The organism is Arthrobacter sp. CJ23, assembly GCF_024741795.1.
In the GTDB taxonomy this organism is placed as follows: Bacteria; Actinomycetota; Actinomycetes; order Actinomycetales; family Micrococcaceae; genus Arthrobacter.
The window spans coordinates 2,285,749-2,299,929 of record NZ_CP102950.1; the positions used below are offsets into that span (position 1 = coordinate 2,285,749).

A 14,181-nucleotide genomic window follows, 5' to 3' on the forward strand; every position below is an offset into this window, starting at 1 on the left:
ACCTGCCCACGGCGTTGGCCGGATGCCGACCGCACCCGGCCAACGCGGTATCGTCAGGCGGAAGTCACCAGGTTTCGGTCACCTTGAGCAGGCCCCGCGGCGCGTCGGGATCGTTGCCGCGGGCCACGGACAAGGCAAGGGCCAGCCGCTGCAGCGGGAGGATCTGCAGGATGGGGGACAGCTCCTCGGGGACGCCGCCCGGCAGCGGGATGACCAGTCCGCCGGAGGCCGCGGCAGCAGGGTCACCCACGATGCAGACGTGGGCGCCGCGCCCGGAGAGCCGCTCCAGGACCGGGCGCATGGCGTCGCCGCCGATGCCCTCGGGCACCACCGCGATCACCGGATGCTGGGCATCGATCATCGCGAACGGGCCATGCAGCAGGTCCGCCCCGGAGAAGGCCTGCGCCGGCAGGTAGGAGGTTTCCATGAGCTTCAGGGCGCCCTCCCTGGCTGTCGGGTACGAGTAGCCGCGGCCGGTGGTGATGATCCGGTCGGCGAAACGGTAACGGCCGGCCAGATCCAGCACGGTGTCGTCGTCGAGCACGGAAGCGGCCCAGTCCTGCAGCCCTGCCGCCCGGGTCCCGGTGCCGCCGCGCCAGGCGTCGATGAGCAGCCAGAGGGCCAGGAGCTGGGCGGTGTAGCTCTTGGTTGCGGCCACGGCGGTCTCGCTGCCCGCGAGGATGTCCAGATGGTGCTCTGCGGCCTGGGCCAGATTGGAGCCTGGTGAGTTGGTGAGCGCCACGGTCAGGGCGCCGCAGCGGCGCGCCGCCGCCGTCGACTCCACCAGGTCCGGGGAACCGCCGGACTGGCTGACGGCCAGCCACAGCACGCCGTCCAGCGCGGGGGTGGCGCCGTAGGCGGTTAGGGTCGACGGCGATGCGAGGCCGACCGGCAGGCCCATGCTGATTTCGATGAGGTACTTCGCGTACAGCGCGGCGTGGTCGCTGGTGCCGCGGGCGGCGAGCAGGACGAAGCGGGGCTTGGCCTTGCGGATGATGGCGGCCATGCCGCGGAAGGCCTCGAGGCCTTCTTTCAGCACGCGGGCCAGCACCAGGGGCTGTTCGCTGATTTCGCCGGCCATGCGCGTGCCGGGCAGCGCGGGCGTCGGGGAGGGGGAAGTGACTGTCATGGTTCCTGTCTGTCTATGGGGGAAGGCAAGGTATGTGGGGGCTCCGTGAGGGGGCGGCTCAGGCGCCGGCCTGGGCGAGTCCCCGGCGTGCGAGTTCGACGGCGCCGTGGACCGGGGCCCGTTCCAGCAGCCGGACCTTTCCGGGGTCCTCGGGCTCGAGCTTGCGGGCCACGGCGGCGGCGAGTTCAGGGTGCTTCAGGAGGAGGCCGCCGGCCAGGATCAGCGGCAGTTCGGTGCCGAGGCTGCCATGGACCTGCCGGGCCAGGGCAGCCAGCGCGTAGGCGGCGTCGGCCACGATGTGGGCGGCCTCCCGGTCTCCTGCGGCAGCGAGCTCGAAGACCAGTGAGGACAACCCGGCCCAGTAGCGTGGCTCGGGCTTCCGGTAGTAGAGGTCCATGAGCTGGAGGGGGTCGGCGCTGGTGGTGGCGGACAGCAAAGCCTGCGCCAGGGGACCCGGTTCCAGGCCGGCATAGTATTCGCGCAGCGTTTCGCGGACGGCATCGCGGACCACGGAGTAGCCGCCGCCCTCATCGCCCAGGAGGTAGCCGTAGCCGCCGGCGCGGGCCTCCCGCCCGTCGGGCGTCAGGCCCCAGGCCACCGAACCGGTGCCGGCCACCAGGACGGCACCGGACTGCAGCCCGGAAGCCGCGAGGATGATCCGGGTGTCATGCACGACGTCGATCCTGGCGCCGGGAAAATGCTCGGTGAGGAGCGCCGCGAGGACCGCGCGGTTGGCAGGCGTGTCGGCCCCCGCCGCACCGGCGTAGACGGCCTGGACGCCGTCGCCCAGTTCGGCGGCGATGCGCCGCAGCACGGCGTCCGCCCGCTGGTGCCCCAGCGAGGCGAGGTTGGCGCTGTCCTCGGTGAGCTCGACACCTTCTCCGGCAGCCGTGTCCGCACCGGACGCGGCCTTCAGCGCGTGGGTCTTGGAGCCGCCGATGTGCAGGCCCAGGACTGCCGGCGTCACCGCCGGCCTGCCAGCGTGGTTCCGGCCGGGGCGGATGCCACGGCGGCGGTGGCCGGCTGCTGCCCGGGGACGGGCGTGTGCCTGAGGTCTTGCAGGATCGACATCTTGGTCCCTTTGGATCTGGTGAAAGTGGGGGAGTTGCGGAGTATTTCGGAATTGGTTTAGACCAACTTTCACCAGATTGGCATAGACCAATCCCGCTGTCCACAAGTAGGATGTCCAATATGTCCGCTGATGCCGTACCCGCTTTGCCCAAGTACTACCTGCTCAAGACCGAGATTCTGCAGCTCATTGCCCAGGAACCGCCGGGCGCCATGATCCCCACGGAGCGGGCCCTGGCGGAGCGTTACAAAACGTCACGCACCACGGTGCGGCAGGCCATCAGCGAACTCGTGGCCGAAGGAAAACTGGGCCGGATCCAGGGGCACGGGACCTTCGTGGCGCCGCCCAAGGTCACCCATGTGCGCCAGCTGACCTCGTTTTCCGACGACGTCCGGGCCGACGGCCTGCGTCCGGATGCCAAGGTGCTGGGGCTCGGCACTGTCAAGGCAAGTCCGGAGACCGCCGGGAGGCTCGAGGTCCCGGAGGGTGGAACCGTCCACCGGCTTGAACGCATCCGGCTGATCGACGGCGAACCGCTGGCCCACGAGGTCGCCTACCTGCCCGGAAAGTTGCCGCGGTTCAAGGCGAACCTGGAGAAGTCCGGCTCCCTCTACGCGGCCCTCGCCGACGGCTACGGCATCCACATCATCGACGTCGAGGACACCGTGGAGACCGCGCTGGCGGGTCCCGAGGAGGTCCGCCTGCTCGGAATCGAAATGGGCGCGCCGTTGCTGGTGGTCCACCGGCTGGCCCGGACCGCAGCCGGGACCCCCGTGGAATGGACGCGCAGTGCCTTCCGCGGCGACCGCTTCCGCTTTGTCGCCCGGGTGAAGTCAGGCAGCTGAGTGCCGGCCGGCGGCCCGCCGCGACGTGCGGCTACTCGCCCAGGGTGGCCTTCACGAACCCGGCACTCGGGTCCGCGTAGGCCGCGAGGATGCGCTGGAACAGGGCGATGCCCTCCGTGCCCGGCCAATCCCCGGGCAGGAACCCCTCCGGCAGTCCGGGGTCCAGATACGGGATGATCCGCCACCGGTCGATGCACCGCACATACGCGGCGAAAGCGTCCGCGCTGGCCCCGGCAGGAGCTGCCGGCAGGCCGCCGCAGTGCCGGATGAAGTCGCGGTGCAGCCCCGCCACAGCGTCGAGATCCCACCAGGACGCCGCGGCGTCCTGCATGCTCCCGCCCACCAGCGGGGTGTCCGTGACGAACAGGGTGGCCATGCCGCGCAGTGACAGGTCATCGAGGATTTCCTCCACCTCGCCGCGCAGCGGATCCGGGCAGATCCACAGGCCTGCGGCCACGGTCCCGCAGCCGATCCAGTGCAGCCGCCGGCGCAGCTGGTGCCGTTTTTCACGCTCGGTCTCCGGGATGGAAAACGAGACGAGGCACCAGCGGTCCGCGGCGGACATGCTGCGGGGGTTGAAGATCCTGCGGTCGCCGCGGGCCAGCATGGCCGCGGCGCCGTCGGTGATGCCGAACCCCGCGACGCCGTCACGCGCCGCCGGAAGCACGATCTCCTTCTTCTTCAACCTGCTCAGGGCCGTGCGCGCCACCGGGCCGTCGACGTCGAGTGCCCCCATCAGTGCCAGCAGGCCGGTGGTGGGCATCCAGCCGCCCGTCCCGCGCAGGTAGAGGCCGATGACGGTGCGCAGCAGGGACGTGGTGCTCCCGGGCCGGGAGTCCATGTCGTCGAGGACGGCGCTCACAAGAGTTCGGCGAGGGCGTCGCGGATGGCCGTGATGCCCAGTTCGAGCTCCTCGTAGCCGGTGCTGAGGGGGGACAGGCCGATGCGCAGGCCGTGCGGGGGGCGGAAGTCCGGGATGACGCCTTGTTCCCACAGTTTCCGGGTGACGTCGCCGAACAGCGGGTGGTCGACGGTGATGTGCGAGCCGCGTTCGGCCGTGTCGCGCGGGCTGACGATCTCGGCGCCCAGCGGCACCAGCATTTCCTCGGCCAGGGCTGCGGCGTGTTCGGTCAGCTTGACGGATTTCTCCCGGACCGCGTCCATGCCCACGGAGGCAATGAGTTCCAGCATGTCCTTGAGCGGCTGCATGGCCAGGACGGGCGGCGTGCCGGTGATGAAGCGGCGGATTCCCTGGGCCGGGGTGTATCTGTCCGTCATGCCGAAGGGGTTCTCGGCGCCCATCCAGCCCCAGATGGGCTGCTGCAGGGCGTCCTGCCGGGCGGCGTTGACGTAGGCGAAGGCGGGGGATCCGGGCCCGCCGTTGAGGTACTTGTAGGTGCAGCCCACGGCGAGGTCCACGCCCCAGGCGTCCAGCTGCAGGGGGACGGAGCCCACGGAATGGCACAGGTCCCAGAGCATGAGCGCACCGGAGTCCTTCACCATGGCGGTGATGGCCTGGGCGTCGGCCATGAAGCCGGAGCGGTACGCAACATGGCTGAGGACGACGACGGCGGTCCGCTCGCTGAGCAGTCCCTCCAGATCGCTCGTGCGGACGCCGCTGGCGGGGTTGGAGGCGATCCACCGGATGGTGGCGCCCTTTTCCGCCGCGATGCCTTCGATGATGAAGCGGTCGGTGGGGAAGTTGTCCCGGTCAACCACGATCTCGTCGCGGCCCGGCTGCGCGTCCACGGCCGCGCGGATCAGCTTGTAGAGCATGACGGAGGTGGAATCGCCCACCGTGACCTGGCCGGCGGCGGCGCCCAGGGTGACTTCGCCGATCCGGTCGCCCACGGTGGTGGGCTCGTCCATCCACTGTTCGTCCCAGCCCCGGATGAGGCGGCTGCCCCAGGCGTCCTCCACGAACGCCGCCAGGTTCCGGGCGGTGGCCTTGAGCGGGCGTCCGAGCGAGTTGCCGTCGAGGTAGGCGGCGAGCTGCCCGCCGCCGGGGGTGTAGAAGGCTTCACGCTGGGCGGCGAGGGGGTCGGCGGCGTCGAGCTCGGCCGACGACGGGCGCTGGGTTTCCTGCACGGTGTTCATGTCTCTCCAGGGGTAGGGGTGGCCGGGGTGGCGGGGCTAGTTGCCGATCTCGGTGCGGACGGCGTAGAGCTCGGGGAAGAAGGTCAGGTCCAGGGCGCGTTTGAGGAAGTCGACGCCGGAGGAGCCGCCGGTGCCCACCTTGAAGCCGATGGTCCGCTGCACCGTGCGCATGTGCCGGAACCGCCAGGCGTGGAAGTTGTCCTCGATGTCCACCAGGTCTTCGCAGGCTTCATAGAGGCCCCACGTTGTTGCTTCCGATTCGTAGATGTCCCGGAAGATCGGAACCAGGGCCTGCTGGAAGGTCCACGGCTCGCTGGGGTCCCGCTCCAGGATTTCCGCCGGCACGGCGTAGCCGGCGCGCGCCAGGACCGCGAGGAAGGCATCGTAAAGGGTGGGCTCCTCCAGGAGCGTGCTGAGCTGGGCGTGCGCTACGGGATCGCTTTCGAAGACGCGGAGCATGTCCCGGTTCTTGTTGCCCAGGAGGAACTCCACGCCCCGGTACTGGTACGACTGGAAGCCGGACGAACTGCCCAGGAAGCCGCGGAACTCGGAATACTCGCGCGGGGTCAGCGTGCCAAGAACGGACCACTGCTCGGTCATGGTGCGCTGGATGGCCTTGACGCGGGCGATGCACTTCAGTGCCTTGCCGAGATTGTCGGCGCCGAGCAGCCGCCGGGCCTCCAGCAGTTCGTGCAGGACGAGCTTGAGCCACAGTTCACTGGTCTGGTGCTGGATGATGAACAGCATTTCGTCATGGTGCTCGGGCTTGCTCAGGGGGTGCTGGGCCGTCAGCAGCCGGTCGAGATCCAGGTATCCGCCGTAGGACATCGCCTGGCTGAAGTCGGTGCGGACCGACTCCTCAAGGGGCCGGACGCTGCGGGAGGAGGGGGCTGCGGGGTTTTCCATGCCTCGAGAATATCAGTTCAGTGACGAACGTCAAGAGAATGAATTCAATGATTTGATGCGCTGGTCCCGGCCCGCCGGGCGGCCGTTGACTTAGGCTGGGCTTGTCGCCATGTCCAGGAGGGGGTGACATGCCCGGTATGCCGCAGCCCACCGTTTCGCTGTACCTGGACGTCGACGGCGTCGTGAACCCCTTCGGCCCGCTGGGCGCCACGGACTGGGGTACCGCGTGGAAAATCGCCGACGCCGGCATCCTGGACGTCGTCTATGCAGCCGAGATGGTCGCCGAACTCAATGAGCTGGCCCTGCACCCCGCCGCAAGGTTTGTCTGGCTCACCACCTGGGAACGGCTTGCGCCCCAATTCCTGTGCCCGGCCATCGGCCTCCAGGGCGAACACTGGCCGGTGCTGTCCAGTGCGGGCTGGGATGAATCCGCCGAATGGTGGAAGCTGGACGCCCTGCGGAGGGATGTGGAGGCGCGTGGGGCCGAGCGCATCGTCTGGGTGGATGACCAGCTGGAGCACGAGGCTGCAGCCCGTTCCTGGGCCGATTTCCAGCCCGGCCGTGTGCTTTGGATCTCACCGGATCCCCGGCGGGGGCTGCGCCGCCGCGAGCTGGCGGCAATTCGGGAGTTTCTGGGCTGATACGGTGTTTGGCCATGCCGGACTTGGCACGTAGGATTCTAAAGGTTTCAGGCCCGTCAGATTGAATTCCGCAAGTGCAGCCAGTTGAACAACTGCTGAACTATGCAGTGCATGGCAGGCACGGGGAAGTGGAACTGCTGAACGTCGACTCTGCAGATTGGGCAACAGGTGGAAATCACCTTCATGGTCGCGCTAGTCATAGCGCTGGCCCTATTTTTTGACTTCACCAACGGTTTTCACGACACCGCCAATGCGATGGCCACGCCCATCGCAACCGGTGCCATCAAACCTAAGACCGCAGTCGCCTTGGCCGCCGTGCTCAACCTTGTGGGTGCGTTCCTGTCCACCGAGGTGGCCAAGACCATCTCGGGCGGACTGATCCGCGAAGGATCGGACGGCATCCACATCACCCCGGAGGTCATTTTCGCCGGTCTCATGGGCGCGATCCTCTGGAACATGATCACCTGGCTCAAGGGACTGCCGTCCAGTTCCTCGCACGCCCTCTTCGGCGGCCTGATCGGTGCCGCGGTGGTGGGCATCGGCCTGCACTCGATCAACTTCGAAACCGTCCTGCAGAAGGTCATTCTGCCGGCCGTCTTCGCCCCGGTCATCGCCGGCGGCGTGGCCTACCTGTGCACACGCCTGGCCTACGCCCTGACCTCGCGGCACGATCCCGAAACCGGTGACAAGCTCACGCAGAAGCGCGGCGGATTCCGGACCGGCCAGATCTTCACCTCCAGCCTCGTGGCCTTGGCTCACGGCACCAACGATGCCCAGAAGACCATGGGCATCATCACCCTGGTCCTGATTGCCTCCGGCACGCAGGCCGCAGGAAGCGGCCCCCAGTTCTGGGTCGTGACAGCCTGTGCACTGGCCATCGCGATCGGCACTTATGCCGGCGGATGGCGCATCATCCGCACCATGGGCTCCGGCCTGACCGAGGTCAAGCCCGCACAGGGCTTCGCCGCAGAGACCAGCACCGCCTCGGCGATCCTGGCGTCCTCGCACCTTGGTTTCGCACTGTCCACCACGCAGGTGGCCTCGGGCTCGGTCATCGGCTCCGGCCTGGGCCGCAAAGGCACCTCAGTGCGTTGGGGCACTGCCGGCAAGATTGCCCTCGGCTGGCTCTTCACGCTGCCTGCCGCAGCGATCGTGGGTGGCCTCACGGCCTGGCTCGTGAGCATCGGCACCGTGGGTGTGGTCATCGCCGCCGTGGCGGGCACCGCCGCCGTGCTGTTCATGTTCCTGGCCTCCCGTAAGTCGCATGTGGGCCACCACAACGCCGTCGAGGTCGAGGAAGCCGGCCACGCCGTCCGCTTCCGCAAGAAAAAGAAGTCCACCAAGAGCAAGGATGTGCAGCTGTGAAGTGGTTGGAATTGCTCCAGGTTGCAGGCGTGACGCTCTTCTCCGCCGTGACCTTGGTGGTCTTGTACTCCCTGGGCGTCCGCCTCACCGCCATCGCGGGCGATGCCCAGCAGAAGTCTCCCGGGCTCCTGCGTTCCCTCGCCTACGTGTGCTTCGCCGTCTGCGGTGCGGCCGTGCTGTTCGGCATCTACCTGATCGTTCCGTACTTCGGGAAGTAGCCCCCTGCACTCCCCAGGCTCTGGCGGACAGGCTCTGGCCGATACGTCCATTCGGGAGAATAATCAGCAGTGTGACTGCGTGGTCATGATCCGGCAGAGGCGGGGCTGTCATGAAGAGCCGAACGCGAAAGAGTGTCATCGGACGCTTGCTCGTCCTTCTCCTGGTGGCGTGGCTCTCCGGCTGCGCCGCTCCCGCGCCTCCTGCCGATTCTGCCGCGGGCGGTGCCCCGCCATCCGGCGCCGCTGCGGGGTCCGATCCCACCGCGGCCCAGCCTGCCGGTCCGGCGGGCCCGGGCGCTCCGAAAGCAGACGCCCCGGTGCTCCGCTGGGTTCCCATCGGGCCCGTTGGCCCCTCGGATCCCACTGCCGGCCAACGGTATCTCCTGCTCCAGCAGCGGCAATGCGATGCCCTCGAACAAAGCCTGCAGGGCGCGGACGACGCAGAGCCCTGGAAGGCTGCGGCCGCCGTCTGCCGTGCCCTGCAAAGCGGCGCGCAACGTGACTGGGACACCGCAGGGGCGGCCGTCGCCGCTGCCCCGTCCGTGACGGATGCATCATGCCTGGAACGCACCGTCGCAACCGTCTCCGCCGCCGTCGTCGCCTACCACCGGGCCCATCCGGGCCTGGCGCTTACCCCGGAACCCGGCACGGGTGAAGCCTGCCCCCGGCATCTGAGCGGCCTCACCGTGGTGGACGCGGGGCTGAAGCCGGTCCCCGGATTGTCCCGCCCCTCAGGCCCCAGCTCGGGCGGCACCGTGGTCCGCCTGGACGGCTACTACGTGCGGGTTGACGAAGTGAAGGTCGACGGCGAGACGGCCTTCCTGGAGCGCCCCTCCGGCGGCGGGGACTACGAAACCCTCTACCTGACGATGCCCCCGGCCGAAGGCAAGGAGTCGATCCGGATCACCATCACGGACACGCTCGAAGTGCGGGGCTCCGCAACATTCTTCTACGACGACACCACGCCCACCACCAAGCCGCCGGAGACCACGGGTACGGCAGGCCCGGCGGGCACCCCGCCCGATGGGCCCGGTGAAACGGGCACATCAAGCGGCACCGCAGGCCCCACTGAAACGGCCACAGACACGGCCACGCCGTGAACCAGGCGGCTGCCGAACCGGAGACCGCAAGCCAGGACCGGAGCCTGGCGGATTCGCGCTGGCAACGGACCCTCGACGTCCTCTCCGTCATTGGCCCGCCGTTGACGGTTGCCACCGCACTGCTCGTCTATTTCGGCTGGGCCCGCACCGATGCGCAGGCCAAGTCCATGGGGCTGGACGTCAGCCTGTTCGGCTTCACGGTGCAGGACTTCATCCTGCGCAGCATCCAGTCGCTGTTCCAGCCGTTGGCATGGCTGGCCGTCATCGGGCTGCTGTGGCTCATGGCGGACCGCGCCGTGGAACGGATGCTCGGCACTCCGCGGTTCCGCACCATTGTCCGCAGGGCCGCGACGGCGGTGCTCGCCGCCGGATTCCTTTTCGCCGCCGTCATGTGGACTGTCATCGTCACGCAGCCCGGGCGGATCCTGCTCTATGTGCCGTTCCTGATCGCCGGCGGGCTGGTGTTCGGCGCCTGGGGGCTCAGCCTCAGGCGCCGCTCCGCCGTCCCGGGGCGCAGCCTGCGGATGACCCCGCGCGGGCTGGAACGGTCGTTCGTCTTCGTGTTGGTCACCCTGCTGCTGTTCTGGGGGACCTCCGACTATGCCCAGGCCCTGGGCCGCGGGGCAGCCCTCGACTACCAGGAACGCTCGCACCTGCTGCCCACCGCCGTCGTCTACAGCAAGGAGAGGCTCGCCGTCACGGCACCGAACGTGCGCGAGGAAAACGTACGCGGGGAGGAGGCTGCCGGCAGCACCGCCCAGCCGCTGTACCGCTACACCGGGCTGCGGCTGCTCCTGGTGAGCGGAGGGCGGATCTTCCTCCTGAACGACGGCTGGACCCTCAAACAGGGCCGCGTGGTTGTACTGCCCGACGACGACAGCGTCCGCGTGGAGTATGGGAACCCGGCCGCGGACTGACTATTCTGGCCCCATGTCGATCTTCCAGTACTACGTGGCCTCCACCATCGACGGCTTCATCGCTTCCGAGGACGACGACCTCGGCTGGCTGCTCCAGTTCGACCATGTGGAGGGCGTCAACGAAAGCTACGAGAACTTCATGGCCGGCGTCGGCTGCATCGCCATGGGCGGCCACACCTACCGCTGGCTCATGGAACACGAGGCCGGGAAATGGCCGTACCAGGGCATCCCGTGTTGGATCTTCACCCACCACGAACATGCGGCCCCTGCGGGCTCGGACGTCACGTTCGTCCGTGGCGACGTCCGCGAGTTCGCCCCTGACCTGCTGGCGGACGCCGGCGCGAAGAACGTGTGGCTCGTTGGCGGCGGCGATCTCGTGGCGCAGTTTGCCAACGCCGGGCTGCTGCACGAAATGATCGTCACCATCATCCCGGTGGTGCTGGGGTCCGGGAAGCGGCTGCTGCCGCTGGACGGCCCGACGGCGCCGCTGGAGTTGCTGTCCTCGCGCACCGTTGGTGGTGCTGCGGTGGAGCTGCACTACCGCCTGCCGGGCAAGCCCGGCTGATGCGCGGAAGCGCCGGTTCCCCCAACCCGCTGGTCTAGGGGCGGTTGTCCCGGATCATGTTGGTGATCCGCACCGTGGAGAGCCGCCTGCCCTGTTCGTCGGTGATCACGATCTCGTGGGTGGCCAGCGTGCCGCCCAGGTGGATCGCGGTGCAGGTGCCGGTCACGGATCCGCTGAAGACGGAGCGGTGGTGCGTGGCGCCCACCTCGATGCCCACGGCATGGCGTCCCGGTCCGGCATGCAGGGCCGAAGCAAAGGAGCCGAGCGTCTCGGCGAGCACCACATGGGCTCCGCCGTGCAGGATGCCCGCCACCTGGGTGTTGCCTTCCACCGGCATGGTGGCAACGCTCCGCTGCGCAGTGAGCTCCGAGAACCGGATCCCCATCTTGACCACCAGCGGGCCTACGCCGAAGCGGGACAGCCAGCCGTGCAGTTCCTCGGGAACGCCGGCCTGGTTGAGCTCGTCGACGAACGGGTTCGGCGTGAAATTGTCTACCATGCCAACTAGGCTGGCACCTGTGAGTGAAACAACCAAACCGGGCCCTGTTCCAGAGGCCACAGTTCCAGCGGCCACAACTGCCATCGCCACGGCACCGACCCCAAGGGCCACGCCGGCTCCCGCGGAGGTGGGCGGAGGCAGGCCGCGGCTGCTCGTGCTTGACGGCCACTCCATGGCTTTCCGGGCGTTCTACGCCCTGCCGGCGGAGAATTTCGCCACGTCGTCGGGGCAGCACACCAACGCCGTCCACGGCTTCACCTCCATGCTGATCAACCTCATCAGGGACCAGCAGCCCACACACGTGGCCGTTGCCTTCGACGTTTCGGATGACACCACATTCCGCAAGGCCGAGTACAGCGAGTACAAGGCCGGCCGCAACGATACTCCCAACGAGTTCCACGGCCAGATCGACCTCATCGACCAGGTCATGGGCGCCTGGGGCATCAAGACCATCAAGATGCCCGGCTACGAGGCTGATGACATCCTGGCAACGTTGGCGGCGCAGGGCGACGCCGCAGGCTTCGAGGTCCTCCTGGTCTCCGGCGACCGGGACACGTTCCAACTCATCAACGACAACGTTCTGGTGCTCTACCCCAAGCAGGGCGTCAGCAACATCCCGCGCCTGGATGCCGCCGCCATCGAAGAAAAATACTTCGTGTCGCCGTCGCATTACTCGGACCTGGCCGCACTGGTGGGGGAGTCCGCCGACAACCTGCCCGGGGTCCCCGGCGTCGGCCCCAAGACCGCCGCCAAGTGGATCAACCTCTACGGCGGGCTCGAGGGAATCCTGGAAAACATCGATTCCATCGGCGGCAAGGTCGGTGCCGCACTCCGGGACAACCTGGACAGCGTCAAGCGGAACCGCCGCCTGAACCACCTGCTGCGCGATCTTGAGCTCCCCGTGGGCCTGGCCGAGCTCGCCGAACCCCGGCCGGACCGCCAGGCCGTGGAAGAGCTCTTCGACACCCTCGAATTCAGGACGCTGCGCACCCGGCTCTTCGCCCTCTACGGGGACGACACCGCCGGTGCGGAACCGGAAACCATCGAGGCTCCGGAATTCGCCACGCTGACGGAGGCAGCCGCGCTGAAGGCCTTCTTCGCTGCGGGCTCGGGCATGCGCTCGGCCCTCGCCGTCCAGCCGGTGCCGGGACGGATCGGGGAAGACGCTGCGGCGCTGGCCGTGGTCCGCAAGGGCGGCGCCGCCTACATCGAGCTGCCGGCCCTGGATGCCGCCGCCGAGGCCGTCGTGGCCCACTGGCTGCAGGATCCCGAGGAAGCCAAGGTCATGCACGAGTTCAAGGCCGGGCTCAAGGCCCTCCACAACCGCGGTCTGGGCCTTGAAGGCGTGGTGGACGATACCGCCATTTCGGGCTACCTGATCCAGCCGGACCGGCGCAGCTACGAACTTCCCGAGCTCTCCCAGCACCACCTGAAGATCACGCTGACCACGCCGGCGGCCCAATCGGGCCAGCTGGAACTCGAACTCGGCGGCGACGACGATGCGGCGGCCACCGCGCTGGTCCAGCAGGCCGCCGTCGTGCACACCCTCAGCAAGCACTTCGAGCAGGAACTGATCGAGCGCAAGGCCGATGCCCTCCTGACCACCCTGGAACTGCCGGTGGCACGCGTCCTGGCCCAGATGGAACTCACCGGCATCGCGGTCTCCATGGACCGCATGAACGAGCAGCTCGCAGATCTCGCCAAGGTCATCGACAACGCCCAGGAACAGGCCTTCGCCGCCATCGGCCACGAGGTCAACCTCGGCTCGCCCAAGCAGCTGCAGACCGTGCTGTTCGAGGAACTGGGCCTGCCCAAGACCAAGAAGATCAAGTCCGGCTACACTACGGACGCCGCCTCGCTGAAGGGGCTGCTGGAGAAGACCGGGCACGAGTTCCTGGTCCAGCTCATGGCCCACCGCGAATCCTCCAAGCTGGCCCAGATGGTGGAGACGCTGAAGAAGGCCGTGGGCGAGGACGGGCGCATCCACACCACCTACGCCCAGAACGTGGCCGCCACCGGCCGCATTTCCTCCAACAACCCCAATCTGCAGAACATCCCGGTCCGCAGCGAGGAAGGCCGGCGCGTCCGGGGCATCTTCGTGGTCAGCGAGGGTTATGAATGCCTGTTGTCCGCCGACTACTCGCAGATTGAAATGCGCATCATGGCGCACCTGTCCGGCGATGCGGGCCTCATCCAGGCGTACAAGGACGGCGAGGACCTGCACCGCTTCGTCGGTGCGCACATCTTCAACGTGGCACCGGAAGAAGTCACCAGCGCCATGCGTTCCAAGGTCAAGGCGATGTCGTATGGCCTGGCCTACGGTCTGACGTCGTTCGGCCTGTCCAAGCAGCTGGAGATTTCCGTGGATGAGGCACGGACCCTCATGAAGGACTACTTCGACCGCTTCGGCGCCGTGCGGGACTACCTGCGCGGTGTGGTGGACCAGGCCCGCGTGGACGGCTTCACGGCCACCATCGAGGGACGCCGGCGCTACCTCCCGGACCTGACCAGCACGGACCGGCAGGCCCGCGAAGCTGCCGAACGCATCGCGCTCAATTCGCCGATCCAGGGATCGGCCGCGGACCTCATCAAGCGCGCAATGCTTGGCGTCGCCGCCGAGCTGGCCGGCCAAGGACTCAAGTCCCGCATGCTGCTGCAGGTCCATGACGAACTGGTCCTGGAAGTCGCCAACGGTGAACGGGAGGCCGTGGAGAAGATCGTTGCCGAGCAGATGGGCTCCGCCGCCCAGCTGACCGTCCCGCTCGACGTCCAGATCGGTGTCGGCTCCAGCTGGCACGACGCCGGTCACTAGCCCCGGAGCCAAGATCCA

At 68.1% G+C, this 14,181-nt stretch carries 14 protein-coding genes; 8 read left to right on the plus strand and 6 right to left on the minus strand.

What is annotated here, in order from left to right; genetic code table 11:
* Window positions 1-64: 64 nt before the first annotated feature.
* Window positions 65-1,129 carry an SIS domain-containing protein gene (locus NVV90_RS10065; RefSeq protein WP_258441000.1) on the minus strand — a complete coding sequence of 355 codons (1,065 nt, stop codon included), beginning with the start codon at window positions 1,127-1,129 and terminating at the stop codon, window positions 65-67.
* A gap of 58 nt (window positions 1,130-1,187) precedes the next feature.
* Window positions 1,188-2,096 carry an N-acetylglucosamine kinase gene (locus NVV90_RS10070; protein WP_258441001.1) on the minus strand — a complete coding sequence of 303 codons (909 nt, stop codon included), beginning with the start codon at window positions 2,094-2,096 and terminating at the stop codon, window positions 1,188-1,190.
* A gap of 224 nt (window positions 2,097-2,320) precedes the next feature.
* Here NVV90_RS10070 and NVV90_RS10075 point away from each other — a divergent pair, with 224 nt between their 5' ends.
* Window positions 2,321-3,043 (plus strand): GntR family transcriptional regulator, encoded by a 723-nt coding sequence (locus tag NVV90_RS10075; protein WP_396125377.1) that lies wholly within the window; start codon window positions 2,321-2,323, stop codon window positions 3,041-3,043.
* A 31-nt stretch (window positions 3,044-3,074) separates the two neighbouring features.
* Here the strand turns inward: NVV90_RS10075 and NVV90_RS10080 are convergent, their stop codons facing one another.
* Genes NVV90_RS10080 through kynA form a run of 3 tightly spaced genes read right to left on the minus strand, consistent with a single transcriptional unit; the run spans window position 3,075 to window position 6,046 of the window.
* Window positions 3,075-3,905 (minus strand): PaaX family transcriptional regulator C-terminal domain-containing protein, encoded by an 831-nt coding sequence (locus NVV90_RS10080; RefSeq protein WP_258441003.1) that lies wholly within the window; start codon window positions 3,903-3,905, stop codon window positions 3,075-3,077.
* Window positions 3,902-5,140 (minus strand): kynureninase, encoded by a 1,239-nt coding sequence (locus NVV90_RS10085; RefSeq protein ID WP_258441004.1) that lies wholly within the window; start codon window positions 5,138-5,140, stop codon window positions 3,902-3,904. The genes NVV90_RS10080 and NVV90_RS10085 overlap by 4 nt, the downstream gene beginning before the upstream one ends.
* A gap of 36 nt (window positions 5,141-5,176) precedes the next feature.
* On the minus strand, window positions 5,177-6,046 hold the full coding sequence (gene kynA, locus NVV90_RS10090; protein ID WP_258441005.1) for a tryptophan 2,3-dioxygenase: 870 nt from the start codon (window positions 6,044-6,046) through the stop codon (window positions 5,177-5,179).
* A 128-nt stretch (window positions 6,047-6,174) separates the two neighbouring features.
* Here kynA and NVV90_RS10095 point away from each other — a divergent pair, with 128 nt between their 5' ends.
* From NVV90_RS10095 to NVV90_RS10120, 6 genes are all read left to right on the plus strand, one after another.
* Window positions 6,175-6,687 carry an HAD domain-containing protein gene (locus NVV90_RS10095; protein WP_258441006.1) on the plus strand — a complete coding sequence of 171 codons (513 nt, stop codon included), beginning with the start codon at window positions 6,175-6,177 and terminating at the stop codon, window positions 6,685-6,687.
* 168 nt (window positions 6,688-6,855) lie between these two features.
* Complete coding sequence (locus tag NVV90_RS10100; RefSeq protein WP_258441007.1) at window positions 6,856-8,052, plus strand: inorganic phosphate transporter; 1,197 nt, start codon at window positions 6,856-6,858, stop codon at window positions 8,050-8,052.
* Window positions 8,049-8,270 carry a hypothetical protein gene (locus NVV90_RS10105; protein WP_258441008.1) on the plus strand — a complete coding sequence of 74 codons (222 nt, stop codon included), beginning with the start codon at window positions 8,049-8,051 and terminating at the stop codon, window positions 8,268-8,270. Before NVV90_RS10100 ends, NVV90_RS10105 begins: the two co-directional genes overlap by 4 nt.
* A gap of 110 nt (window positions 8,271-8,380) precedes the next feature.
* A complete protein-coding gene (locus NVV90_RS10110) occupies window positions 8,381-9,370 on the plus strand; it encodes a hypothetical protein (protein WP_258441009.1) in 990 nt (329 codons plus the stop codon).
* Window positions 9,367-10,287 carry a hypothetical protein gene (locus NVV90_RS10115; RefSeq protein ID WP_258441010.1) on the plus strand — a complete coding sequence of 307 codons (921 nt, stop codon included), beginning with the start codon at window positions 9,367-9,369 and terminating at the stop codon, window positions 10,285-10,287. Before NVV90_RS10110 ends, NVV90_RS10115 begins: the two co-directional genes overlap by 4 nt.
* Window positions 10,288-10,300: 13 nt before the next feature.
* On the plus strand, window positions 10,301-10,852 hold the full coding sequence (locus NVV90_RS10120; protein ID WP_258441011.1) for a dihydrofolate reductase family protein: 552 nt from the start codon (window positions 10,301-10,303) through the stop codon (window positions 10,850-10,852).
* 34 nt (window positions 10,853-10,886) lie between these two features.
* Here the strand turns inward: NVV90_RS10120 and NVV90_RS10125 are convergent, their stop codons facing one another.
* Window positions 10,887-11,351, minus strand: coding sequence for a hotdog fold thioesterase (locus NVV90_RS10125; protein WP_258441012.1), 465 nt, complete (start codon window positions 11,349-11,351; stop codon window positions 10,887-10,889).
* Window positions 11,352-11,523: 172 nt separating this feature from the next.
* On the opposite strand from NVV90_RS10125, the gene polA reads away from it, so the two are divergent.
* Complete coding sequence (gene polA, locus NVV90_RS10130) at window positions 11,524-14,163, plus strand: DNA polymerase I (protein ID WP_258441134.1); 2,640 nt, start codon at window positions 11,524-11,526, stop codon at window positions 14,161-14,163.
* Window positions 14,164-14,181: the final 18 nt, after the last annotated feature.